This window comes from Xanthomonas translucens pv. cerealis, assembly GCF_006838285.1.
GTDB classification, from domain to species: domain Bacteria; phylum Pseudomonadota; class Gammaproteobacteria; order Xanthomonadales; family Xanthomonadaceae; genus Xanthomonas_A; species Xanthomonas_A cerealis.
Genome location: NZ_CP038228.1, coordinates 1,938,875 through 1,962,534 on the forward strand (window position 1 = coordinate 1,938,875; position 23,660 = coordinate 1,962,534).

Below are 23,660 nucleotides of genomic sequence, written 5' to 3' on the forward strand. Positions count from 1 at the left end.
TCATTGCGCCAGGTCGGCATCGGTGTCGGCAAGGCCGACGTCGTCGGCTTCGAACAGCGGCCGCAGCCGCCGCAGCGCGATGCGCAGCAGCGGATTGCGCAGGTACACCGCATGCCAGGTGTAGGTGAAGCTGGCGCCGAGTTGCGCCTTCACTTCCGGATCGGTCCAGCCGGCGACATAGGCACGCAGGCCATGGCGGCAGGCGTAGTCCAGGTTGTGCATCCAGCTCAGTGCGTACAGGTTGTGCTCGCGCGCCTGCGGATAGTGCAGGCCGATGTACTTGTCCAGCAGCCGCCCTTCGTACACGTAGCACAAGTTCCAGCCGATCAGCCGGCCCTGGTGGCGATAGGTGAACACCAGCCCGCCGGCGTCCGTATCGGTCAGCAGCGCGTCGAAGAACGCTTCGCTCAGCAGATCGAAATGCACCTCGCTCTGCGCATAGACCTGCAGGTACAGCGCATAGCAGTGCGCACGCAGCGCCGGGTCGGCGAAGGCGGCGCCGGTCGGCAGCGCCTCGATCTGCAGATCGCCACGCGAGCGCAGCTTGCGGCGGATGTTGCGGCGGCGGCCGCGCGACAGGCGCGCCAGGTACTCGTCGGTGGAAGCGAAATCGATCGGCACCCAGGCCAGCGCCTGCCCGCGCAGCAGCACGTAGCCGCTGCGCTCGCACGCTTGCAGGAACACGTGCGCCCAGGCGTTGTCGGTAGCATCGAGCAGCGGCGAGTGCTGCGGGATGTCCTTGACGATCAGCAGCGGGCGCTCGCGCCCCAGTTGCGCCCGCCACTGGCCGGGCAACTGCGCCGGGTCGGCCGCGCGCGGCAGCCAGGCGTATTCGCTGACGGTACTGCCGACGAAGCTGGTGCGCAGCCGCAGCCAGCGCCGCCACAGCCGCTGCAGCGGCCAGCCGGCCACGCGCGCGCGCAGTGCCGGGTCGGCGGTGGTGAGCAGGTCGAACACGGCGTCGAACGCCGGCACGCCATGCTCCAGGGTCCGCGCCTGGAAATCCTGCGGGGGATGGGCGAGGAACTGCTGCTGCAGCGCCCGCGGTTCGAGTTGGCTTACGAAAGGCATCTGCAAGATTGACCGGCTAGCGTGGAGGATGGACGCCGCAGCCGTGGGCCGCGGCATGCCTTCCACCGGCGGCACCCGCCGCGCGGTGGCCTTTCATTTCGCGGAGGACTGCCATGACCCCGTCTATCGAGACACAGATCCACAGCATCGTCGCCAGGCATGGCGAGATCGATCCCGCCGGCCTGAGTGCGGACACCAAACTTCAGGACCTGGGCGTGGATTCGCTCGAGGCGATCGAAATCCTGTTCGACATCGAGGAGCACTTCGACATCACCTTCCCGCAGCGCGATCCGAACCTGGACGACGGTTCGCTGGGCAAGCTGGCCGAGGCGGTGCAGCAAGCGCTGGACGCCAAGGCCGCCGCCGCGCCGGCACCGGCGCACTGAGCCGGCATGGACCGCTCGGCGCAGGGACACCGCGTCGTCGTCACCGGGATGGGCGCGGTCAGCGCGCTCGGTCTGGGTGCCGATGCCCTGTGGCGCGGCATGTGCGAGGGCCGTAGCGGCATCGCCGCGCTGGCCACGCCCGATCCGCAGGCCACGCTGAAGATGCGCCTGGCCGCCAGCATGCCCGGCTTCGCGCCGCAGGCGGCGCAGCTGGGAGGCATCGCGCCGGGCCAGCTGGATCGCATGACGCAGATGGCGCTGGTCGCGGCCTGCGAGGCGGTGGCCCAGTCCGGGCTGGCGCTCGATGGCGCGGCCGCCGCACGCGCGGCGGTGGTGATCGGCACCGGCGTCGGCGCCGAAGTGAGCCGGGACGAACAATCGCGGCGGCTGTACCGCGAGCAGGCCGAGCGCCTGCATCCGCTGACCATCGTGCGCAGCATGAACAACGCCCCGGTCAGCCAGATCAGCATCGCCTTCGGCCTGCGCGGCCCGGCCTTCGCCGTCTCCAGCGCCTGCGCCTCGGCCAACCACGCGCTGGCGCAAGCTGCGCTGCTGATCCGTCACGGCCTGGCCGACGTGGCCATCAGCGGCGGCAGCGAAGCCTGCCTGAGCCTGCCGCTGATCCGCGCCTGGGAAGCGATGCGGGTGGTCAGCGACGACACCTGCCGGCCGTTCTGCGCGCAGCGCAGCGGCCTGGTGCTGGGCGAAGGCGCCGGCATCTTCGTACTGGAAAGCGCCGCGCACGCGGCCGCGCGCGGTGCGGTAGCGCTGGCCGAACTGGCCGGCTTCGGCCTGGGCGCCGATGCGCACGACATCGTCGCGCCCAGCGCCGACGGCGCCGCCGCGGCGATGCGCCTGGCCCTGCAGGACGCAGGACTGCAGCCGCAGCAGATCGACTACATCAACGCCCACGGCACCGGCACCCTGGCCAACGACCGCGGCGAGACGCAGGCGATCCGCCAGGTGTTCGGCCGCCACGCCGATGCGCTGGCGGTGAGTTCGACCAAGGCGGTGCATGGGCATGCGCTGGGCGCCGCCGGCGCGCTGGAACTGGTCGCGGCGATCGGCGCGCTGCGCGAGCAGCGGGTACCGCCGACCGCCAACTTCCTCGATCCCGATCCGGACTGCGACCTGGATTACGTGCCCAACCAGGCCCGCGCGCAACAGGTGCGCGCGGTGCTCAGCAATTCCTTCGCCTTCGGCGGCCTCAACGCGGTGCTCGCCTTGCGCGAGGCGCGCTGAGGCGCAAGCTGCGGCGGCGGACGGGAGGCAACGCGGCGCCAACGCGCTGTCTCCCGCCATCTCATGCCACCCGCTTGGCGCGGGTCAGCAACTGGTCCAGCAGCGACAGGCCCAGATCGATCTCGTCGTGGCTGATGTGCAGCGACGGCGCCAGGGTGATCACGTTCTTGTAGTAACCGCCCACGTCCAGCACCAGGCCGATGCGCTTGCCGTTGTGGCGCAGCTCGCCTTCCAGGCCCATGTCCACCATCGTGTCGAGCAGCTTGCGGTTCGGGGTGAAGCCGTCCGCCTGGCAGATCTCCGCGCGTAGCGCCAGGCCCAGGCCGTCGACGTCGCCGATTTCCGGATGGCGCGTCTGCAGATCGCGCAGGCCGTCGAGGAAGTGCGCGCCCTTTTCCATCACCATCGTCTCGTAATCGGTCTCGGCCAGCATGCGCATCGTCTCCAGGCCCACCGCGGTGCCGAGCGGATTGGAGGCGAAGGTGGAATGGGTCGACCCCGGCGGGAACACGGTCGGGTTGATCAGTTCCTCGCGCGCCCAGACGCCGGCCAGCGGGTTGAGGCCGTTGGTCAGCGCCTTGCCGAACACCAGCACGTCCGGGGTCACCCCGAAATGCTCGATCGCCCACAGCTTGCCGGTGCGGAAGAAGCCCATCTGGATCTCGTCCACCACCAGCAGGATGCCGTACTTGTCCAGCACCCGCTTCAGGCCGGTGAAGAAGTTCGGCGGCGGGATCACGTAACCGCCGGTGCCCTGGATCGGCTCGACGTAGAACGCGGCGTACTCGCACTGCCCGGCCTTGGGGTCCCACACGCCGTTGTACTCGGTCTCGAACAGGCGCTCGAACTTGGCCACGCACTGCTCGCCGTACTCTTCCTTGGAAATGCCCTTGGGGCCGCGGAAGTGGTACGGGAATTCGATGAACTGGGCGCGGTCGAAATGGCCGAAGCGGCGCCGGTAGCGGTACGAGGAGGTGATCGCCGAGGCGCCCAGGGTACGGCCGTGGTAGCCGCCCTCGAAGGCGAACATCAGGCTCTTGCCGCCAGTGGCGTTGCGCACCAGCTTCAGCGAATCCTCCACCGCCTGCGCGCCGCCGACGTTGAAATGCACGCGGCCCTTGCGGCCCCACTTGCGCTGCGCGTCCTGGGCGATGGTCTTGGCCAGTTCGATCTTGGTCGGGTGCAGGTACTGGCTGGCCACCTGCGGCAGGCTGTCGATCTGCCGCTTGAGCGCGCCGTTCAGGCGCGCATTGGCATAGCCGAAGTTGACCGCCGAATACCACATCTGCAGGTCCAGGTACGGCACCTCCTCGGTGTCGTACAGATAGCTGCCGTCGCAGTGCGCGAAGATCCGCGGCGGTTCGCTGTAGTGCACGGTGTCGCCGAACGAACAGTACTCGGCCTCGTCGGCCAGCATCTGCGCATCGCCGAGCGCGGCGTGGTAGGCCGGGCCGGTGCGCAGCAGCGCGTCCGGATCGGGCGAGGCCGGCTGCAGGCCGTCGTGCGCGGCCAGATCGAGCGTGTCGAGATCGCCGTGGAGCGGCGCAAGCGCGGTGGGGAGCGGAACATTCCGATTCATGGGGATCAGGCTCGTTGGGGAACGGGGAGTGGGAAGCGCACGCTGGCGACGGCAGGCGCGGCGAGTTCGTGCAGCAGCGCGATGGCGTCGTCGAAACCGTCGATCGCACGGTGGGCGATGCCGCTGGCGCGGCAATGCCGTAAAAGGCCGTCCTTGGCGAAGACCAGATCGGCCTTGCCGGCCACGCAGAAATCGGAGCGGCCGTCGCCGATCAGCAAGGTCGAGCGCGCAGGCTCCTGCTGCGCCATGACCGCGCACTTGCAGGTGCCGCTGGCGCAGTGCGGCTGCGCATGCGGCGAGGCCATGCGCCATTGCCCGGCGTCGGTGCGCAGCAGGCGGTTGGCGATGATCGGCAGCTGATGCAGGCCGTGCCGCGCCAGAATCCGCGCGATCGGGTAATCCAGACCATCGCTGACGATGCGCAGCGGCATGCCCATGTCGCGCGCCAGATCGACGAAGCGCACGAATGCCGGATCGATATGGATCTCGTCGAGCACCCGGTGCAGCGCGTCCACGTCGCCGTCGAGCAGCGCCACCTGGCCGCTCATGCACTCGCGCGCACCGATGCGCCCGGCCACCCAATCCTCTTCCAGCGCGCGCCAGCCGGGGCGGCCGAGGCGCTCGAGCAAGGTATCGGTCACGTCCTGCAGCGACACGGTACCGTCGAAATCGCAAAGAACTTTCCACTGGACGCGCAAGGCGGCTCTCCGGCTAATTCGGGCAGAGCCTAGGCAGGTTGTCTTTCGTGCTCCTTTCGGGCAGATCTCAAGCCGGCGTAGCCGCGCCGCATGCCGTGGCAACGGCACGCGCGGTTCCCAATTCGGACGCAATCAGGCACGCTAGCGGCACCAGGCCCGGATGGCGAAACTGGTAGACGCATCGGACTTAAAATCCGCCGGGGGCAACCCCATGCCGGTTCGATTCCGGCTCCGGGCACCATCCGCGTTTCGGCGCGCGCTGCCGCAGATGCAGGCCTGCGCAACGCTCACGCCGCCGCAGTGGACGGCCATACAGGCCGCCGCGGCGCCACAAGCGCCAGACAAAAGCCCCGGCATCGCCGCCACGACGAGACCGGGGATGCCACTCGGCAAACGGTGAACCTGTCGGCGGGCGTCGCTCAGATCGCCTGCGAATAACGTGCCGGCTGCGCCGGCTGGCGCAGGTAGCGGTCGAAGCACATCGCGATCAGGCGCAGCAGCGGGCGCCCGCGCGCGGTGGCCTGGATCGTGCCGTCGCGGTAGTCGGCCAGGCCGTCGGCGCATAGCGGCGCCAGCGCCTGCAACTCCTCGTGAAAATAGCTGGCGAAGTCGATGCCGTGGCGCTGCGCCAGCGCGGCGACGTCGGTACGGCCCTGGCACATCAGCTGCTGGATCAGCTCCGCGCGCAGCGCGTCGTCGGCGCTGAGCTGCAGGCCGCGCAGCACCGGACTGTCGCCGGCGTCCACCGCCGCCTCCCAGGCCGGCAGCTCGCGCTGGTTCTGGCTGTAACTGGCGCCGATGCGGCTGATCGCGCTGACGCCCAGGCCGAGCAGGTCGGTGTCGGCGTGGGTGGTATAGCCCATGAAATTGCGGTGCAGCCCGCCCTGGCGCTGCGCACGCGCCAGGTCTTCGTGCGGCAGCGCGAAATGGTCCATGCCGATGTACTGGTAGCCAGCCGCCGACAGCTTGCGCACCGCCAGCCCAAGCAACGCGAGCTTGTGCTCGGCATCGGGCAGCTCCGCATCGGCGATGCGCCGCTGCGCCTTGAACAGCTGCGGCATATGCGCATAGCCGTAGACCGCCAGGCGGTCCGGGCGCGCGGCGATCAGCGTGTCCAGGGTGCGCGCGAAGCCGGCCGGCGTCTGCCGCGGCAGGCCGTAGATCAGGTCCACGTTGACCGAGCGCATGCCGTGCACGCGGCAGGCGCGCAGGATGTCCAGCGTCTCGGCCACGCCCTGGCGGCGATTGATCGCCTGCTGCACCAGCGGGTCGAAATCCTGGATGCCCAGGCTGGCACGGTTGAAGCCCAGCGCGGCCAGCGCGGCGATGTCCTGCGCGGTCACCGTGCGCGGATCCAGTTCGATGGACATATCGCGATCCGGCGCCTCGCTGAAGCGGAACAGCCCGCGCAGGCCCCGCAGCAGTTCGCCGAGCAGTTCCGGCGCCAGGAAATTCGGCGTGCCGCCGCCCAGGTGCAACTGCACCACCTCGCGCTGGCTCTCCAGGCAGGCGGCCATCATCGCCGCCTCGCGCAGCACGCGCTGCACGTAGCCGCGGCCCTTGCCGACATCGCGGGTGATCACCCGGTTGCAGCCGCAGTAGAAACACGGGCTGCGGCAGAACGGTACATGCACATACAGCGACAGCGGCCGTGCCGGATCGCTGGCCTGCACCGCCGCGAACAGCTGCGCCGGGCCGAAGCCGGCCTGGAAATGCGGCGCGGTCGGATACGAGGTGTAGCGCGGGCCGGGACGGTCGTAGCGGCGCAGCAACTCGGCGTCGAAGTCCCAGGCGGCGGGATCGGGAGCGGTGAGGATGTCCATGGACGCCAGTATCCGCAGCCGCCGCGGCCCGGCCTTGATCAGGATCAATGTCGCCACGCACCGCGCTGCCTAGTCTGCGTTGGCGGCATGCACCGGCGCCGACGGCGGATCGGCAGTGCGGCCGCATGCCGCACCTCCCCTTCCACGATGGAGTCCGCCCGTCATGACCCCCAGCGACGATGCCCTGCTCGACCCGCTCGATCCCGCCGCGCCGCGCCCACTGGTGCAACGGCTGGGCGTGATCCTGTGGCCCAGCTTCATGGCCGCCGGCGCGATGAGCGCACTGTTCTACGCCCTGGTCGATCCGCTGGCGCTGCGCGACATCGCCTTCCCCGGCCGCGCGCTGGGCCGCGAACTCGGCTACACGCTGGGCTTCTTCATGTTCTGGTCGGCCACGCTGAGCTCCAGCCTGCTGACCGAATTCCTGCTGCGGCCGGCGCCGCATGCCGCGGCAGACCACGACGCGCCGTCGTCGTGAGCGGAACGCCGATGTCCCGCAGCATTGCATTGCGCACGTTCCGCGCCGATGCCGCAAACACCGCCATCAATGACCCGGCAACGCCGCGCAGCTGCTACACGCGCCTGCGCCGCTGCAGCCTGTGGCTGCTGTTCGCCGCGTTCTACCTGCTGCCGTGGCTGCGCTGGAATGGCCACCAGGCGCTGCGCTTCGATCTTCCCGCGCGGCGCCTGGATCTGTTCGGCTGGACCCTGTGGCCGCACGACCTCGGCTGGCTGCTGCTGACGCTGTTCGCCGCCGCTGTCGCATTGGCGCTGGCGACCACGCTGGGCGGACGCGTGTGGTGCGGCTTCGCTTGCCCGCAGTCGGTGTGGAGCCATGCCTTCGCCTGGCTGGAACGCCGCTGCGCGGCCTGGCCGGCGGCCGCGCGGCATCTGGTCTGGGCGGCGCTGGCGCTGTGGACCGGGATCAGTTTCGTGGGCTACTTCGCGCCGATCGCCGATCTGATCGCGCGCCTGCACCCGTTCGCCTGGAGCGGCGGGGAAACCTTCTGGGTGCTGTTCTACGCGCTATCCACCTGGGGCAATGCCGGCTTCCTGCGCAGCCAGGTGTGCCGCTACCTGTGCCCCTACGCGCGGCTGCAGCCGCTGCTGTGCGGCCGCGACACCCCCTTGATCGGCTACGACGCGATGCGCGGCGAGCCGCGTGGCGCGCGTGCCTGCGACCAGGGCAGCGTGGCCCAGCGCGGACGCCGCCTGCTCGACGCCGGCACCGCCCGCGACTATGCGCTGCGCGCCAGCATCGCCCGGCGCGCCTGCAAGGGCGGCGACCGCGGCGAGGCGCTGGCCGCCTACGCCGGTACCCTGCCCACGTTCACCGACACGCAACTCGGCGACTGCGTGGACTGCGGCGCTTGCGTGGACGCCTGCCCTGCGCACATCGACCTGCGCGACGGCCCGCACTACGCATGTAACGCCTGCGGCGCCTGCGTGGACGCCTGCGACCGCAGCATGGACCGCCACGGCTTCGCCCACGGCCTGTTGCGCTGGGCCGCCGCCAGCGCGATCGAGCGCCAGCCGCGGCGATGGCGGCGGCCACGGCTGCTGGCCGCCGCCGCACTGCTGCTGGCAGCATTGCTCGCGGCATTGCTCGCGGCTGGTTGACTGGCACGCGCGCGCCGACGACAAAGCACCGGCAACGCGGGTACGCAGCAAAAGGCCGATCGCGCGAGGCGGCAACCACCGCGGCGAGCGCCGGATCCTCGGGCTGCCACAAATGCAAACGCCCGATAGATCGTGGATCTACCGGGCGTCGGAATGCAGATGGAGGCCTGGGTCGGAATTGAACCGGCGTACGCGGATTTGCAGTCCGCTGCATAACCACTCTGCCACCAGGCCGGTGGACTGAATTCTAGCCGAAACCGCCAACAGCGGTGTCCGACAAAACAAAGCCCCTGACGGGGCTCTGTCTGAATCTGGAGCGGGAAACGAGTCATGCACTAGAGCGCTAAGTCGTTGATTCCCATCTACTTTCTTCGCCTCTCTTGTTAGCGAAGGCCTGAATTATAGCCTTGTTTTTCAGCCTCAGCAACAAAGTTCTTCCAAAGACGGCCATCAACGCTCAAAGACTGCCATCCACGTCATCGCAACGGACGCAGAGCTACGTTCCCTAAGTCCCTTCTTGTGTAAGGAACTTGGCCAGCGGCCAGTATGGCGACGCAACGATCGGCAAAGGCGATTGGTATCGCAAGCGCTCCCAGATGCTGGGCACGCGTCAAGCCAACGTAGAGCACGCGCTTGGCCTCAGCATCGGTGCGAGCTTCCCATGATCCAAACAGGGCTTCGCCCCGGTTTTGAGGGGCACGATTAGGTGGAATTACGACGCAGACAGATCCGTATTCACGGCCTTTCGCCTCGTGAATCTTGGCGCATGGCAGGCCGAGATCTACCGGAAGTTGAAGGTGGTTCGACCATTGCGCATTGGTTGGCTTTCGAAAGAAACTACGCACGGTCACACCGGCCGGCAGCGGAAGGTTCAGTTGTTCCGCCTCCACATGAACACGGGCTATCCATGCGAGCCGATCAGCATCGGCATTCCCACAGGACCTGGGAAGGCTCATGAGGAAACTCAGTGCACGTCTTCGATACATGCGCCGATCCAGGCCAACGCGTTCAAAGGCACGCAACAAATGCTCGTTTTCTTGGCGCAACCTCATTAGGTCTAGCAACAACGTCTCCACCGCCAGAACTACAGCTTCCCTCGTCCGCGCCGTTGCGGCAGGTGACCAGAATTCCGCCGTTTTGCGAGCGAGCGACTCGATCCGCGACCTTCCGTTCGAATCGCTGGGAACCACGCCGGCAGCGCGCTGCGCGACCTTGCCCGAATGCGCCAAGACGATCGCGTCAGTTGAATCCAATGTAAGCTCAGCAATCCGATCAAGGAAGGCCCGACCGATCGCCGCCGTCGGGCCTCGACCGCCGTAAGTCAAAAGCAAGACCGGATGCGCAACATTCGCGGTGCCGCCAACAGACTGATCCTCTTGACCACCGTTTCTGAGGGTTGCAGCTAGTTTGCAGACTGCAGGGCTGCTACGGAAATTTCCCGTTAACACTAGATGCGAATCGACGAGATACGTTTCTTTGAATGCCTGAACGCCCGCAGGATTGCCGTTGCGAAACTCATATATCGACTGGTCAGGGTCGCACACAAACGTGACATGCACGCCATGCGCTCTCAGCCAAGAAAGGATCTGCAGATCGAGCGGATTGCAATCCTGGCCTTCGTCCACCATGACTTCATGAAAACGCGCCGCTAGCGCGCGGCATAGTGCTCCTCCCTTTACGGGGTCACGAATTAACTGCAGCGTTTGAACTCGGGCATCGCTGGCGCTCAGATAGCCGGCCTGCAGTAAGCCACGTCGCCGGTTCGCCGCCGCCTGCTGATACCGAGCTTGGTGCTGGAGGACATGGTTGCGCAACCCGGTGTGCCCAATCCTCATCGGATCAATCACGTTGGTTTCCGGGTCAAACATGTCCAAGCTCACCGCGTCGCCTTGGAAAGCGTATTGCCCGGCTAACCGGATATTGATGTCCAAGCGATCCCAACTGTCGAGAATGATCGGCCGCATCGTACATGCAGTTCCAAAGGCGGGCAGCACCACAAAATGCCGGACAAATGCATCAAGCGTTCCCATGAAACTGGGATGCCTTAGGAGTGGGTCGAGCCCCGCAACCCGACAGCGTTCTCGAAACTCATCCACGGCGGAGTTCGTGAACGAGAGGATCGCCACGCCTCGACGTTGTGGCAACGCGGCGGCGATTTTGACCAGGCGAGCAATAATCGTACGGGTCTTTCCGGCGCCGGGGCAAGCATGCAAAAAAGCACCACCGACATGTGTGGCGAATGCTTCCTGTTCTGCTGTCAGACCATGAATCCCGGTCATGCTTGCGCAGCGCCACGGATCGCATCCGCGAGATAGAGCGGCACGACAAAAGGCTCACCCGCCGCAATACGTGAAGCGATGGCCTGCGCCAAGTCACCCTTGCGTGTCTTCTTCGCCTCAATCAGCTTAAGGAATGCGTCTGGACGATCTTGCACCGCGGCACCCTCGATCCTATCCGTCCAGTCACGACGAGAGTTTCGATGCAGACGAAGAAAAACGCTCTTTAGAAAGACTTCGTTGCCAGCACCAAAGATCTCATGCTCCAGCGTGTGCTGATTCGTCAACACCGTCAACGCCTGCGGCGCACCGTGGGTCGCAGCGAGGTTTTCCAGGTCAACCTTCCGATTCCCCAACACCGTTGGGTCTGCGTCGGTGATAACGATCAGTCGGTCAGCGATACGCGCATCGCCATGCGGTCGTAGCAACACCTCGACGTAGGGACGAAAGTCCACGCCCTCGATCGGCACGATGACCGTTCCTTTGAACCGCAGCCATCCATCGGCATCACCGGCGAGAACAAGCTGTTGTGCCAATACGGGCAACAACAGCGCCTCAGCAATTCCTTCGACGAGGATGGCCCGGTTGCCGAACAGCAGCGCGGATCGGGTCACGTCTAAATAGCGACTGATCTTATCCAGTGTCTTTGGCTTGAGCCCGAGTTCAGCGACGGGCACGCTGACCGACTCCGAGATCGCCACCCCGTTTTGGTCGCGACGACGCGAGCGCATCACCACCAGATGCACTGGAGAGACCCATGCCGTCAGGTTTGGTGAATGGGTTGTTACGACGATCTGGATACGGCCTTCCGGTTTGCCTGCCTCGACGACGCGATCCGCCGATTGGCGTGCTTGGTCCAACAAGAATTCGAGAACCAGCACCTGCAGTTGCGGGTGCAGATGCGCTTCCGGTTCTTCGACGAGAAAGATCGTAAGGTCAGCTTCCTTGGCTTTTGCCAGTTCGACGACCACTGTGGCCATGTAGAGCAGGTTGGAGTAGCCAAGACCAGAGGCCCGGACGTCTTCGGGCACAAGGCCAGAATCGGCCATACGAAATCTCAAGTCGCGAGCGACATCGAGCAGGGTTTCTGCACCGAAGTCCAAGGCTGCTGTCTGCGGACGAACCCCATTGGTCAGCAGCCCGAGGGCGTTACCGATCTCCGTGTTCATCGTCGTCAGGATGTCGGGTCTGGCGTCCGCGCGCCTGACACCAGCCAGGAAGTTCAGTTCTTGATCCTTCGGTAGAAAATGGCGAAGTAGCGCCATCACACGTGTCCCGCTGCCCGTGCCAAGCGCCTGATGCGCATCGCGCAAGGGCGGCAAATAGACGTGTCGGATCAAGTCGGTAGAGCCGGCTTCGGGTTCGTTGGTGTCGAAACGCCCGGCCCAAACAGTGGTCTTGCCACGCGGTGCGCGCTCGGATCTCGACTCATACCGATACCCGAAGACAGCTTCGTCCCTGGTGGGATCAGGGACCGCAGAGATCAGCAATCCTTTCAGTGTGTCGCCGAGCCCTCGGAAAACACCTTCGATCTGGAAGTTTGGGACGATTGCATGGCGTCGGACATCTTCATCTTCCGGATACCGCTCCCGGCGTCCGCTCAATGGCAAGGTGAGCAATCGAATCGCGTCTACGACGTTGGACTTCCCACCATTGTTTTCACCGACCAAGACGGTGAGATCGGCTCGGAGGCTAACACTTACGTTGTCGCAAGACCGGAAACGTGAAATTACCAAGCCGCCCAAATACATGAAGCCTCCCTTGCCGACTGACAAATCCGAATTTATGATTTTTAACTACGCTTCTTCCCCTGGCCCTAGGCCACAAATTTTCGTTGGGGCCAACCTAACCGTCCTTTAAAGCGGTCGAGAACATAACTCGATCAACTTCCCAATAATCAAGCAGGCAATAAAGCATGCTGCGAAGCTCAGGGGTCGCAGTTGAATCAGAAGAAAAATCTCGGCTCATCGCAATTTGCTCGAATTCTTTGGCAACCGAAAACAACGTCCTGGCAACTTCATTCTTCGAAAAGAATTCACCTAGGATGCTTGTATTTAGATCTTCCAGCTGACGATCAATGCTTGATCGAACTTGTCTGGATATCGCCATGCCGTCGTTGGCATGTTGCTCAATGAGGCCCATGGCCACGTTCAAGATCTTCTTGAGACCGGCACTACCTTTTGAGCCATATGTGAACCCATCTTTGATAAGCACGCTGCGTTCGGATTGCTCGTGGAAAGAAAGTTCTCGCATGCAATAATCGACGGCGACGGCGATGAAAGAACACACCATGTATAAGCAGCGCAGTGCTGTCTCACGCTGATTACTTTTCGTGATGGATTGCTCGGCAAAAAACTTGCCTTGCGAGAGCCACTCGTTGCAGCTATCGAAGGACAACGATTTCGCCAACAGACTTTTGGAGAGAAGCATACGGCCCCGCCAATCGCCATCGAGTTTGTTTAGCGAATACTCGTCAATTCTCGAGAAAAATTCTTCTTCTGAAAATCTGAGAGCATTAGGGGCGTCTGCTTTATCCAGCTTACCCAAGAAGGTCCCATCAAGAACCAAGACACCCAGTTCCCGGCCAAAATCTTTCACTTCCTGACGCTTCTCTGTCGTCGCCACGACCGCATTGGTAGCCTTGGTTGCAACACGAAGCCCTTGAACCCAAAATATTCTTTCTATGGCCTGGGGTGTCTTTTTGTTTTTGGCATCCACCAACGTGATTTCGCGCGACACGGATGAGGTGCGGCTATAAAGCCAAAGATCGATGTCGGTAACATCAAATCCTTCATAGATAAACGGCACGCCCCTGACGACGTAATAGCCGGCCTTAAGAAAGTAGCTGCGTAGCAGCTCTTCCATTCTGGGGCCCTTAAGCAGCACTTGCGGACTCTTACTCATATTCCGCCTCCGGTACGAAGAATAGAGAGCATGTCATTGGTAGCCTTGGGGCTCATCTGCGTTTGTGCTCTGCGGATCTTTTCACGGTTGTGTTCAGGGCCGGTAAAAGTGGTGACTGCTGCTGTTGGAAGCGAGCTTAAGGAATGTTCACTAACATCACCCTGACGAATTGCTTGGAGAGCAAGTTCGCCAACTTCCGTTTTCAACAATCTCAGCATCGGTCCAGTGCGCCACTTCTTGGTGCCTGTCTTGACCTCAACAACGCCTTTCAATTCGAGCACTTTATAGTCCTGCGCGATGGCATTCACAGGACCGACGCTTTCACCCCGCACCAACGCACTTAGCAGCGCATCCACCATTTGTATCTGCCCTCGGGCATATGAGCTCTTCGTCATCCCATAGGTGACGGAACTGACAAATGCTTTTGCAAGATCGAACGCGTCGTCAACCATCGAATTGCTGTATTTCGAGAATGCCGATGGCAATGTCAGAAACCCCACATCTTCGGTTGAATTGCTAACTACACTGATGTCGAACAATCCAATGGCCGTAACTTTCTTAAAGAGTGGCTCTCCAAGAAGTTTGCTTGCAAAATCCGTGTCGACGCATGCCTGTTTTTTCAGGGTTTGTGTGAGCTCATGCAGTTTTATTTGCTCAGCCGAAGTGAGCGAGTCAAGCACGGCTTTGATTTTTCGAGTCGTTTCGCGACGGAACAGATTGCCATTGAATAACAATGTTTCGCCCGGACTGAGTTTTTCCGCATCCACGAATCCGACCTGTTCCGCGTCAGACATCAATTGACCGATCTCCGCCTTACCGAGCTTATAGGAGTCGGCCAACTCTACGGCTACGTGCCCAGCGAGAACGGGTTCGATGGAAGCTAGTTCTGCAAGTGCAATTGAGGCAACTTCCGTTGAGCCGGGAGAAAGGGCATCAAAAATGTCTGACGTATGCTGCAATGTCTTTGCGGTAGTCACCCCGAGCACCGCAATTCCACCGCCTGCGGTGTCAATTAAACGCTGCTGCTGCAGAACTTCTATGAGTTTTGGCAACTCAAATGTCGTGTTGATATTCGCGGCTTTTGCCAGAACCGTGAGCCGATCATTGTTGACGGTGACCTGATTATTGGATGAAATCGCGGAAAGCAAAATCCCCGCTTTCCCAGCAAGAAACGTCTTTTCATATCCAGTCTGATTGGTGACGCCCTGAAGCTTGTTGGTATGATGAATTAGCCATGATCCTTTGGTCTTTTTGTCCATTTTCGTCACCTTTATTTAACCAAATCGAATACCGAACAACCCGCCGTCTTCAGTCGCATCAGTCAGGCGCGTCGGAAGCACATGATCATTTAGATCAAATCCCTCAATGGTTTCTTTGAAGGCGTCGTCTTCGTTCATCGTCACGATGTACTGAAAGCCAAGTTCCTGCGAAATCTCCGAACCCAAGCGCAAGGCGCTGATCACCTGTCGGCCGTCAACACCATCGAACAGGTGGCTGTCATGGATCAAGAAGCCGGGTCCTATCTGCCGCTTGTGGCACAGGCGCATAAGCATCATGTCAAAGCAGAAGATCTGCATGTTCTTGATGCCCTTGCTGCGTTGACCCTGCATCGGAAACTTGAACATCGGGCCATTGGAGGTTTCGTCGACGGTCATGCTGCCGGCCGACTCGTAGAGCCGTTGCGACGTTTCCTCGAAGGCAACGATGGCTTCGGCCAGCCGATCCTTCTGCTCGGCAAAATCGCGGCGTAGCCGGATCGTGAGCCGGTTGCGCTCGATCTCCAACTCGTTTTTCGTACCTTCGAGTTGCTCGGCCGCTTCGAAACGCTGCCGCACGGATTCCACCTCCGATTCCAGGCGACCTAACTCCCCCTGCAACTTGAGGAACTGATCCAGAGCGCCATGGCTCCTGAGGATGCCCATGATCTCCGCACGTCGCTGGTCGAGTTGCGCTTTCTGGCTGTCACGCAACTCAATCCGTAGCTGTGCCGCTTCGAGTTCACTGGACAAATAGTCCCTGCGATTGCGCACAACCGATTGATGGAAGCTTTGCACGTCCTCGTAACGACGCTTTACGAGACCAGGAAGTGCAACGCCCGCTTCCTGATAGACCGCTCGCAGGTCTTCCAGGTCCGGTGGAATTTCGGAGGCCAGCGCGCCTTCGAGATCACGGATGGCTGCGAAGTCTATGGTGTTGGCATTGGCCAGTTCGTTGAGCTGACGCGTCAGCTTGGCGCTTTCGACTTCCAGTTCCCGGTACTCAGGTAATACTTGGAAGGTTTCGATTTCCGAATAGAGCTTCTTGAGACGAGATTCCTGCAGGGTTAACTGTGTGCGCAAATCAGCTGCCTTGCCGATGATTGAGCCGAACGCCCCCGTACCCGCCGCCTTCTTCAATTCTTCCAAGGTCTTTTCACGATCACGAACCGCTTGCCAATCGCGCGCAATCTGCCAGTCCAGCCCAAAGAGAAACATCAGCGCCATTTGCATGTCGCCCGTTCCCTGCATGGTGGCCTGCTTCTCTGGCGTGGTGAACGCGCCGCTCATCTGGCGCCGTACAAAGTAGGCAAATAGTGATCGAAACGATGGAGGCTTGCTGCCTGCCGCTTCGAGGCTGCTTAGGCCGAACATCTCCTCACCGAGAAACGTGACCCAATCGGTTGCCGATAGCTTTCGCTTGGCATCCGGTGGCGTTGTTATGTAGATCTTGGCTTTGGCGCTCCCGCTGCGCTCGACGACAGTCCGCGCATCCTTCAAATCGAAGTCCATGCCGAAAGTGTATTCGGCCAACTCAGGCGTGCGGAAGATGGAATCAGGACCGGCTTCCGAGCCGGTCAGAAAATGAACTGTTTCAATGAAACTCGTTTTGCCTGCGCGGTTGCGCGTTTGCTTGGTACTTGCGCCTTCGGTTTTTTGGGCAAGCAGCACGTTCAGACCTGGCTTCAAATCGCCGAGATTCTTGAAGGTGGGCAGCGTGCTGAAAAGATGGTGGATCAAGCTTCCCTCCGTGCCACAAGGCCATTTTCAAGTTCGATAGTTCCAAGGGAATACAGCAGGTCCAGCGCAAGCACGAACCAGTCGTAGGTTATTCGCCGAGGGCGAATAACCACGCCCCCTTGGCCCTGTCGGTTCAACTCCTCCCACAGCGCGGAAACCGTTTTGGGCCGAACGAGAAAAGTGAGGACATGAGCGCCCACAGTCAGCAGGGCGCGATCTTGCGGAAGATGCTTGGACGGTAGGATCATGTTGACCTCACCGTCCGGGCATCTTCGAATATTTCGCACTTGTCGAAAAGATAGGCCATGACCGCAAGCACCGCCGCCTTATGCGTGGGAGTTGTGTTCATGACTCCCCCCGCCCAGGTTTCAAGCTGCCCAAAAATCTCGTCGGGATGAAGCGAGGGGATCGTATCCCTCAGAGACACGTATTGACTGTTGAATGCCGATGCAATTTGTTCGCCGTATACGGGATTCTTCCAGTTATCGAAGAACTGCGCTACCAACGGCGATTTCTGCATCCCGATCTTCAAAAAGTCGGCGACTACCGCAGATAAAAGATTTGCCTCGATTTTCCCCCGCGATACATCTTTGACTTCACTTGTCTCCGGCGTGGGAGCAACGTGGATGTGCTTAAGTACGGCTAACAGATCGCTGTAGCCCAGATTGACGTTTGCCTCCATGGTCAGGGAGGGACCGAACCAGGACTCAAGATCCTCCAAACTGAGTTGGCGAAACTTCGACAGCATCTCATCCCAACCGCAGTGACCAATCTTGATCTTCGGGTTTTCTTGCGCGAGCTTGGCTAGCGCTTCGATGATATGGGGACCAAGGCGCCCATCGGGTGCGTTATGAACAAAAGTCCACTCACCAAAATATTTTTCCCAATGCTCTTTTGCGCCCTCGAAATCCTCGTTGATCTTTTTGATGGCTTCAGCAGCAGTCAACTCATTGGGCGCATAGCTCTGAAATAAGGTTCGGGCCGAGTGCAGGTATCCGTCATTTTTCCGGTCGCCAACATTGCCCCATGGTCGGCAGGCCATGAAATCGTTCGGGTGGGCCTTCGCCATCAGTTTTTCGAACAGGCGCTGAAATCCGTCCCCCTTGGCTTCAAGGAAGATGATGCGGAAATCTTTTTCGTAGCCGAGCTGTTGTATGCGATCCATGCGGTTCAGGGCCATGACTGGTTAAGTGTTTTCAGGCACAACCTCATGGCGTCTTCCGATCCGAATGGGGAAGGACGCGATTGACGTCAAACGGCAGCGCTTTGTCTGCTGCAATGCGGGTTAGCAGCATACGGATGGCATCCGAAACAGACAGTCCCATATCGGCCAGGACGCTACTCGCTTCTTCTTTGATATGCCCGTCTATCCAGGCACGAACGACGTCAGTGCTAGCCATTTCATATGCTCAGAAGTGGTTGTAGCTACATTGTGGCTCATCTGGGCTTTTAAGTCATTTGCATCCCGGCGTTCCGCCGTCGGGCTCGCGGGCGTTGCCCCGTGCCTCGTACCGAGTCGCGGCCATGCGGCTTTGATCCCTGATGCCTCCGGCCTTCTCTTCGTTTCTGGCCTGCGCGCGACGCTTGCCCTCCAGGGGATCGGCTAGGCAGCCCATCCCCGCCGCGCCTTGCTTGGCGCCCCGCGAATGCAGCCGAACAGGTTGCACCTGATCGACCAACAGCCATACAGCTAGGCGTGCCTTGGCACGCAGGGGCGCTCGCCGCGCGGCGTTGGGTTCCGCGCACCCCTGGCCCATCGGCCGCTGTTCGTCTTTTTCCAGGCCGACGTCGCCAACCGGGGCCGGTGCCGACCAAGCTGTCGAGTGTCAGCGAAGACGTATCCGGCAGGATTGGGCATGGGGATGGTGGAACATGCGACGCTACGGGTCGTCTCAAAGTGAGCATGGTGTGAGTACAGCAGAACGGTCGAACGGCCGCCCTGCTAGACACATCGCGAATCAGCGAATGGCGATGCACAGCCCAATGCCATTATGGCTCGGCGGCGGTTCAAGGGACGACATTAGGTGTGATTCAGATGCCCTTCACTTGCACTGAGCGACCGCCGTAATTTTGTACTTCTCTGTGAAGCTGCGGGGGTTAGAGTTTTCTATGGCACCAACACTCAAGATGGTGAATCCATTCGGGCAATGCCTTCTGATACTTAGTTCGCACGGCGGAGCTGTAGTATCGTCAAAAGTGTTGCCAGGCTCGTAGCAACTGGCCAAGTACCGTCCATCATTAGAGCTTTTCTGGCCTAGCCAGTCATCGAAGCGATCCAAGCCGCCTTGTATCGAGGCACAACTAGAAATTGCCACCATAAGAACGGTAGCTGATATCACTCGGAGAACGTGGAATGGGTTTAGCATTTCCAAGTACATTGGTAGTTAGGGAGCGCCCCCTTGTAAGCAAAGCCCGGGGGCGCGTCACCTTAGCAAATTAATTTCCCTTAAGTGTGAAGTTGGCGTTAATAGACCAGCTGCTGCTACTGGAGCCAAAGCTCAATGAGGTTTGAAAGCCACCTATCGTCGGTGAAGACCAATTCGCGTTCCATGCCCCGTCGAAGCCTCTACTAATAGAGGCACTGGCGCCGCTATCGAAGCTGAATGTTGTCCCAACCGAACTGTTTGAAAACTCGTAAGAAACAGCGCCGACAGTGACTTTGCCCGAGCCGTTGAGTTCGCCACCGGGAGTGAAAGAAGCGCTGAACTCAAAATGGTCTTGTGTGGTCTTTAAGCCTACGCTGCCATCCATTGATGTGCCGTTTGTAGACGCCGTACCAAATGCATTTCCTTGCTGGACGGTCACCTCGGCATGGCCGGTCTTTACATTTCCGTTGAATGTGGCAGTGTCCACCTGCCCCTTGAAATTAGCGCCGACGACGCGCCCATCTTCTCTCAATACATCTGCCTGGAAAGGGATTTCATCCTCAGGCATGGGGCGTCCTGGCCCATTAGGATTTTTTCCATTGGGGAAAGCGTCTAGATCATTTCGAGTGCGATCTTTATTCGAAGAAGTCATAACAGCCTCCATATTTTTACATTAATAAAAGTGTAGTCAGCGGTCAGAGCATTACAAGAGAATCACTTTCTACAACTTGACCTCCTTTTCTTTTCAAGCGCCAAACCCACCGAACAGTGGATTTAAGCCCTTCACACAACAACCATCTCCCCGTATCAAACCAAACAAATTAACTCATAAACAGATATACTTGGGGTATTCCTAAAAAAACCAGGAGCAGCGCAGTTTACAGCCTCGTAAATCCAGAGTTTGAAACAGGATGACAGCTCACTCTGCAACAACTCGATAAGAAGTATCAGAGGTCTGTTAGCAGTTTAGAATGAGGCTCCGTATCGGGCTATAGTGCAAGTGTGCTATTGCCAAACGTGGAGCTTCCCTTTAGAGCCAGACATCCGATCAGCGTGTGCAGGCCAAGCTATTTCGGGGTGGGCTGCTATCGCTGGGTCGTGCCTGGTTGCCGGCATGGGCAAACTGCGGACCTGCTTCTAGCGCCTCATAGACATCAATCGAACACTGCTGTTCTTGGCGTGCTACATCATCTGCGTACAGCGGCTTCCAGGTTTTTTAGCCACTCTAGTGTCCGGGATTGAGGGACCCGCATCTAATTTCGCAAGGTCCTTGGAGTGCAGGGTAGACACCTGCATTTCCGCGCATTGACAGGCAATCGCCAGCGCACAAGACTGGTTCGGCAAACAACTCGGCACGATTGGATTGAGCGTTGACGACGCAGCGCTTTATTAAGATGCTGCGCAAACTAGCGACGCGGTACCGTTCGTTAAAATTATTCGTCGGCCCGCTCCTATCGCCGAATCTTTCTTCGGCTTGATCACGAGGAGTTTTGATAATGCACATGCGTCGATATGCTGCCTGCGTTGCGCTGCTTCGGGCGCCATTTATACACGGCGACATTGCTAAAGTCGCTCCGACGCACCTTTTCCCAATAGGCAGTCAGGCTTATACTCCAAAAGGAAATATAAACGAAAATTGGAATAGTAAAAATTAAAGCGCCCCAGAAATTAAGGAAAAATCAGCCGTCCTTAAAAAATAAAAATCTAAAAAAAATCATGAAACCGGGCGTAAATTAGAGGCGTAGACTTCACTCAATCTTGGCTCATAGCCTCTGGAACGATCGCAATATACTGAGGCACGGGCTAATTTATTAGGCAGAGCATGAGTATTCATCTTCCAAAATTCTTCAGCAGGGACGTCGGCGAAAAAATACTTTCCAGTCTGGAAAATTGGAAGGACAGTGAAAGTTTGCATGATCCTTTAGTCTGGCGTAAGACTATTCCAGAACTCGCCTCATTGGACTACAAGAGCAACCTGCCAGAACAACTGGGCCCATTAAATACCCGTGAACTGATGGAAGCCTTTAAATTCTTTGGGCGCATCAGCCTTGATCTGCGAGACGTTCCAGGTCTAGGACATGGAAGAGTATTTCTCGCATCAAAGAAGCAAAACAGATTTAGGCTCCAACTCGAAGAAATATCTACTGGAAGGAGTTTTGCTGCAATCTGTATAACTGAGGAAGGTGGTGGCTCTGATCTGCATGCCATAAAAACAACTGCGTCACGTACTGCCGACGGCTACGAACTGAATGGGCAGAAAAAATATGTCGCTCGCCTCCGGCAGTCAGATGTTTTTATAGTATTTGCTAATGTGAAAGGCGTCGATCAAGGCCTGACCGCTTTCATGATAGAGGAATCAAATCCTGGGGTCAGGGTGGCAGACATCGAAGCCATGGGTCTTCGCGGTATATCTTGGGGACAGCTCGATCTAGATAGGGTACGAGTACCGGCTAAAAACCGAATAGGAGGAGAAGGACAAGGGTTTAGCATCTTCTCCACACATTTTTCGTTCTGGCGCTGCGCAATGGCTGCAGCAGCAATAGGTGCCGCGGAAAAAGCGTTAGATAAAGCAAAAGAGAGATTGCGAACGCGCTCCGCGTTTTCCGGGCCAATTGGAAGGTTTACCCATTTGCAACAAGATTTTGCAAAACATGCATCGCGACTGCATATGGCTTGGCTGCTAACCCAGAATACGGCGCGTCGCATCGAACTCAAGCAGTATAGCTATGTAGATGCGGCAATGGCTAAAGCAGAGAGCGTAGAAGCCTCCCTCGCAGCCGTCCAATGGAGCATGCTTGTGCATGGCGCATATGGATATTCTGCTGACGCTCACCTAGAAAAATCACTACGAGACTTACTTGGGCTGCGGATTGCAGATGGCACTACCGATGTTCTTCGGGGACAAGTCGCAAGAGGAATCTTGGGCGAAGAATTATATTCTTTGTCTATCGGGCGAGACGTTAATTTATTTTCACCAGCACGGGAGCGGCAACTATGGTAATGGATACTTTAAGTTATGAGAAAGCTGTCCAGCATGGCTTACTGCTAGCTGCAGAAGGAGCTTTAATATCTTCTGATGTGAGAATCGTCCCCAATGAAGACGATGGAGTTAATAGTGGGCCTATCATGATAGGGCGAGGAGCAAAAATAAGATCAGGGGCGCTATTGTGCTCGGGTGCTTGCATAGGAGAAAATTCCATCATCGGGCACAACGTCGTTATTCGCGCCCGAGTCAAAATAGGCGCTAATAGCGTGATTTCACATTTTGTGTGCCTAGAGCGAGACGCCACGATCGGGGACAGCGTCAGAATCTCGGCGCTCACACATATTACCGGGAATTGCTTGATTGGAGATAACGTGCAAATTGGTGCAAGAGTGGTAACAGTCAACGATAACGAAATGCGATGGCGCGTTGGAGAAGTATTGCGGGCACCTAAAATACTATCGGGAGCAAGAGTTGGAAGCGGGACAACTCTGTTAGGTAACGTTACGATTGGCGAAAACGCCTTTATCGGTGCAGGCTCAGTTGTTACGCGAGATATCCCGCCTGGAACGCTTGCCTATGGAAATCCAGCATACGTCCAGGGTGATCGTCCCCGGGGGGATTGGATCGCGGGCGCAAGTAAATCAATTCCAGAAGATAAAAGGGATTTCTAATCATGACAACGATTGGAGTTTTTGCAAACATTTTAAATGAGCGGCAGGAAGTTCTCTGTGTTCAGAGGAACTACCCGCCATATGGCTGGACCGTCCCAGGAGGCACGCTTGAAGATGGAGAGTCACCCGAAGACGGGGTTATCAGGGAGGTTTTCGAGGAGACGGGTTACCGAGTTGTCGTTGAAAATCTTGTGGGCATCTATTCAGCGCCCTTCAAGTCGGATCTTGTTATTTATTTCATGTGCCAGATAGTTGCTAGAGAAGCCTGGCAACCGAATTCGGAAATTGCTGCAGTCGATTTCTTTTCGGTAGAGAATCTCCCCTCCCCCATGAAAAACAATACACGGATCAGAATACTAGATGCCCACGCCGGAAGAACTGGCGTGTGGAAGACCTTCTCTAAAGAAGAGCATTCTTGATCATGAAAAATTATTCAGGGAGAAGCGTCGTCTGCTTCGATATTGGCAATGTCCTAGTTGAGTTGGGGCCACCAATTGAATCATGGCTTGAACCGAGCGACGCCTCGAAGTTTAAGGCACTTCTTCATGATTACAGTATCGGCAACGTAGGCTCGAGTTCTTTTTTCCAGAATCTAAATGCGATCAGCAGGCATCAAATTAACGAAATTCCTGTCGAGAACTGGTTCACAGAAAAGAGATTGGTCGGCCCTTTTGCCGGGGCGGCAAAACTGTTATCGAAATTGGCCGACCAAAAGGTAGAAATCTATCTTTTCTCCAACACAAACGAAACTCACTGGAATCATGTAAAAACTTATTTGCTTGCTCATGACCGTGCTTTTTTATCTTTTTTGATGAAGAAGAAGAAACCAGATGCTGAAGCTTTTAAGCATGTGGAGCGCTCAATACGCGCATACGGGAAGGACATTATTTTCTTTGATGATTCACCGGCCAATATCGAAGTGGCTAATCGCATTGGGTGGAATGGGTATTTGGCGGTCGGAAAAAACCCCATTGAAGGGGTTAAAAAAATCCTCAAAGAGCTTCATCGAATGGATGTTTAATTTCGTAATTCTACATCCTGT

21 protein-coding genes and 2 tRNA genes are annotated in these 23,660 nt (G+C 58.9%); 9 read left to right on the top strand and 14 right to left on the bottom strand.

Features of this window, described 5'->3' with window-relative positions; genetic code table 11:
* Positions 1-1,071 (bottom strand): peptidogalycan biosysnthesis protein, encoded by a 1,071-nt coding sequence (locus E4A48_RS08585; RefSeq protein ID WP_039004898.1) that lies wholly within the window; start codon positions 1,069-1,071, stop codon positions 1-3.
* 113 nt (positions 1,072-1,184) lie between these two features.
* Here E4A48_RS08585 and E4A48_RS08590 point away from each other — a divergent pair, with 113 nt between their 5' ends.
* Both E4A48_RS08590 and E4A48_RS08595 read left to right on the top strand, forming a co-directional pair.
* Positions 1,185-1,457 carry an acyl carrier protein gene (locus tag E4A48_RS08590; protein ID WP_039004897.1) on the top strand — a complete coding sequence of 91 codons (273 nt, stop codon included), beginning with the start codon at positions 1,185-1,187 and terminating at the stop codon, positions 1,455-1,457.
* 6 nt (positions 1,458-1,463) lie between these two features.
* Positions 1,464-2,699: a beta-ketoacyl-[acyl-carrier-protein] synthase family protein gene (locus E4A48_RS08595; RefSeq protein ID WP_142742227.1), complete on the top strand. Its 1,236-nt coding sequence runs from the start codon at positions 1,464-1,466 to the stop codon at positions 2,697-2,699.
* Positions 2,700-2,760: 61 nt separating this feature from the next.
* Here E4A48_RS08595 and E4A48_RS08600 read toward each other — a convergent pair whose 3' ends face one another.
* Both E4A48_RS08600 and E4A48_RS08605 read right to left on the bottom strand, forming a co-directional pair.
* Positions 2,761-4,278 (bottom strand): aspartate aminotransferase family protein, encoded by a 1,518-nt coding sequence (locus E4A48_RS08600; protein WP_142742228.1) that lies wholly within the window; start codon positions 4,276-4,278, stop codon positions 2,761-2,763.
* 5 nt (positions 4,279-4,283) lie between these two features.
* Positions 4,284-4,976, bottom strand: coding sequence for an MtnX-like HAD-IB family phosphatase (locus E4A48_RS08605; RefSeq protein WP_039004894.1), 693 nt, complete (start codon positions 4,974-4,976; stop codon positions 4,284-4,286).
* Positions 4,977-5,130: 154 nt separating this feature from the next.
* On the opposite strand from E4A48_RS08605, the gene E4A48_RS08610 reads away from it, so the two are divergent.
* Positions 5,131-5,217: transfer RNA gene (locus tag E4A48_RS08610), tRNA-Leu, on the top strand.
* Positions 5,218-5,395: 178 nt separating this feature from the next.
* Here the strand turns inward: E4A48_RS08610 and hemN are convergent.
* Positions 5,396-6,799: an oxygen-independent coproporphyrinogen III oxidase gene (gene hemN, locus E4A48_RS08615; RefSeq protein ID WP_142743129.1), complete on the bottom strand. Its 1,404-nt coding sequence runs from the start codon at positions 6,797-6,799 to the stop codon at positions 5,396-5,398.
* A 163-nt stretch (positions 6,800-6,962) separates the two neighbouring features.
* Here hemN and E4A48_RS08620 point away from each other — a divergent pair, with 163 nt between their 5' ends.
* A complete protein-coding gene (locus tag E4A48_RS08620; protein WP_142742229.1) occupies positions 6,963-7,277 on the top strand; it encodes a hypothetical protein in 315 nt (104 codons plus the stop codon).
* Between the two features lie 11 nt (positions 7,278-7,288).
* Complete coding sequence (locus E4A48_RS08625) at positions 7,289-8,419, top strand: 4Fe-4S dicluster domain-containing protein (RefSeq protein WP_142742230.1); 1,131 nt, start codon at positions 7,289-7,291, stop codon at positions 8,417-8,419.
* Positions 8,420-8,579: 160 nt separating this feature from the next.
* On the opposite strand, the gene E4A48_RS08630 is transcribed toward E4A48_RS08625, so the two are convergent.
* From E4A48_RS08630 to E4A48_RS08680, 10 genes are all read right to left on the bottom strand, one after another.
* Positions 8,580-8,653 (bottom strand) — tRNA-Cys (locus E4A48_RS08630).
* Between the two features lie 242 nt (positions 8,654-8,895).
* Complete coding sequence (locus E4A48_RS08635) at positions 8,896-10,698, bottom strand: UvrD-helicase domain-containing protein (protein WP_142742231.1); 1,803 nt, start codon at positions 10,696-10,698, stop codon at positions 8,896-8,898.
* The gene (locus tag E4A48_RS08640) at positions 10,695-12,446 is read right to left on the bottom strand and encodes an ATP-dependent nuclease (RefSeq protein WP_142742232.1); all 1,752 of its coding nucleotides are present in this window, start codon (positions 12,444-12,446) and stop codon (positions 10,695-10,697) included. The genes E4A48_RS08635 and E4A48_RS08640 overlap by 4 nt, the downstream gene beginning before the upstream one ends.
* Positions 12,447-12,540: 94 nt before the next feature.
* Positions 12,541-13,599 carry a hypothetical protein gene (locus E4A48_RS08645; RefSeq protein WP_142742233.1) on the bottom strand — a complete coding sequence of 353 codons (1,059 nt, stop codon included), beginning with the start codon at positions 13,597-13,599 and terminating at the stop codon, positions 12,541-12,543.
* Entirely contained in the window at positions 13,596-14,858 is a 1,263-nt protein-coding gene (locus E4A48_RS08650) for a hypothetical protein (RefSeq protein WP_142742234.1), read from the bottom strand. The genes E4A48_RS08645 and E4A48_RS08650 overlap by 4 nt, the downstream gene beginning before the upstream one ends.
* 15 nt (positions 14,859-14,873) lie before the next feature.
* Complete coding sequence (locus E4A48_RS08655; RefSeq protein ID WP_142742235.1) at positions 14,874-16,595, bottom strand: ABC-three component system protein; 1,722 nt, start codon at positions 16,593-16,595, stop codon at positions 14,874-14,876.
* Positions 16,592-16,843, bottom strand: coding sequence for an ABC-three component system middle component 6 (locus E4A48_RS08660; RefSeq protein WP_142742236.1), 252 nt, complete (start codon positions 16,841-16,843; stop codon positions 16,592-16,594). The genes E4A48_RS08655 and E4A48_RS08660 overlap by 4 nt, the downstream gene beginning before the upstream one ends.
* Complete coding sequence (locus tag E4A48_RS08665) at positions 16,840-17,775, bottom strand: ABC-three component system protein (protein ID WP_221887394.1); 936 nt, start codon at positions 17,773-17,775, stop codon at positions 16,840-16,842. The genes E4A48_RS08660 and E4A48_RS08665 overlap by 4 nt, the downstream gene beginning before the upstream one ends.
* 28 nt (positions 17,776-17,803) lie before the next feature.
* Positions 17,804-17,995 (bottom strand): type II toxin-antitoxin system RelB/DinJ family antitoxin, encoded by a 192-nt coding sequence (locus E4A48_RS08670; protein WP_142742237.1) that lies wholly within the window; start codon positions 17,993-17,995, stop codon positions 17,804-17,806.
* 1,036 nt (positions 17,996-19,031) lie between these two features.
* The gene (locus E4A48_RS08680) at positions 19,032-19,529 is read right to left on the bottom strand and encodes a hypothetical protein (RefSeq protein WP_142742238.1); all 498 of its coding nucleotides are present in this window, start codon (positions 19,527-19,529) and stop codon (positions 19,032-19,034) included.
* Between the two features lie 1,254 nt (positions 19,530-20,783).
* Between E4A48_RS08680 and E4A48_RS08685 the strand changes: the two genes are divergently transcribed.
* From E4A48_RS08685 to E4A48_RS08700, 4 genes are all read left to right on the top strand, one after another.
* The gene (locus E4A48_RS08685) at positions 20,784-21,962 is read left to right on the top strand and encodes an acyl-CoA dehydrogenase family protein (RefSeq protein ID WP_142742239.1); all 1,179 of its coding nucleotides are present in this window, start codon (positions 20,784-20,786) and stop codon (positions 21,960-21,962) included.
* A gap of 125 nt (positions 21,963-22,087) precedes the next feature.
* Entirely contained in the window at positions 22,088-22,618 is a 531-nt protein-coding gene (locus E4A48_RS21565) for an acyltransferase (RefSeq protein WP_409976377.1), read from the top strand.
* 2 nt (positions 22,619-22,620) lie between these two features.
* A complete protein-coding gene (locus tag E4A48_RS08695; RefSeq protein ID WP_081088142.1) occupies positions 22,621-23,037 on the top strand; it encodes an NUDIX hydrolase in 417 nt (138 codons plus the stop codon).
* Positions 23,038-23,039: 2 nt separating this feature from the next.
* Positions 23,040-23,639 (top strand): HAD-IA family hydrolase, encoded by a 600-nt coding sequence (locus E4A48_RS08700; protein WP_142742241.1) that lies wholly within the window; start codon positions 23,040-23,042, stop codon positions 23,637-23,639.
* Positions 23,640-23,660: the final 21 nt, after the last annotated feature.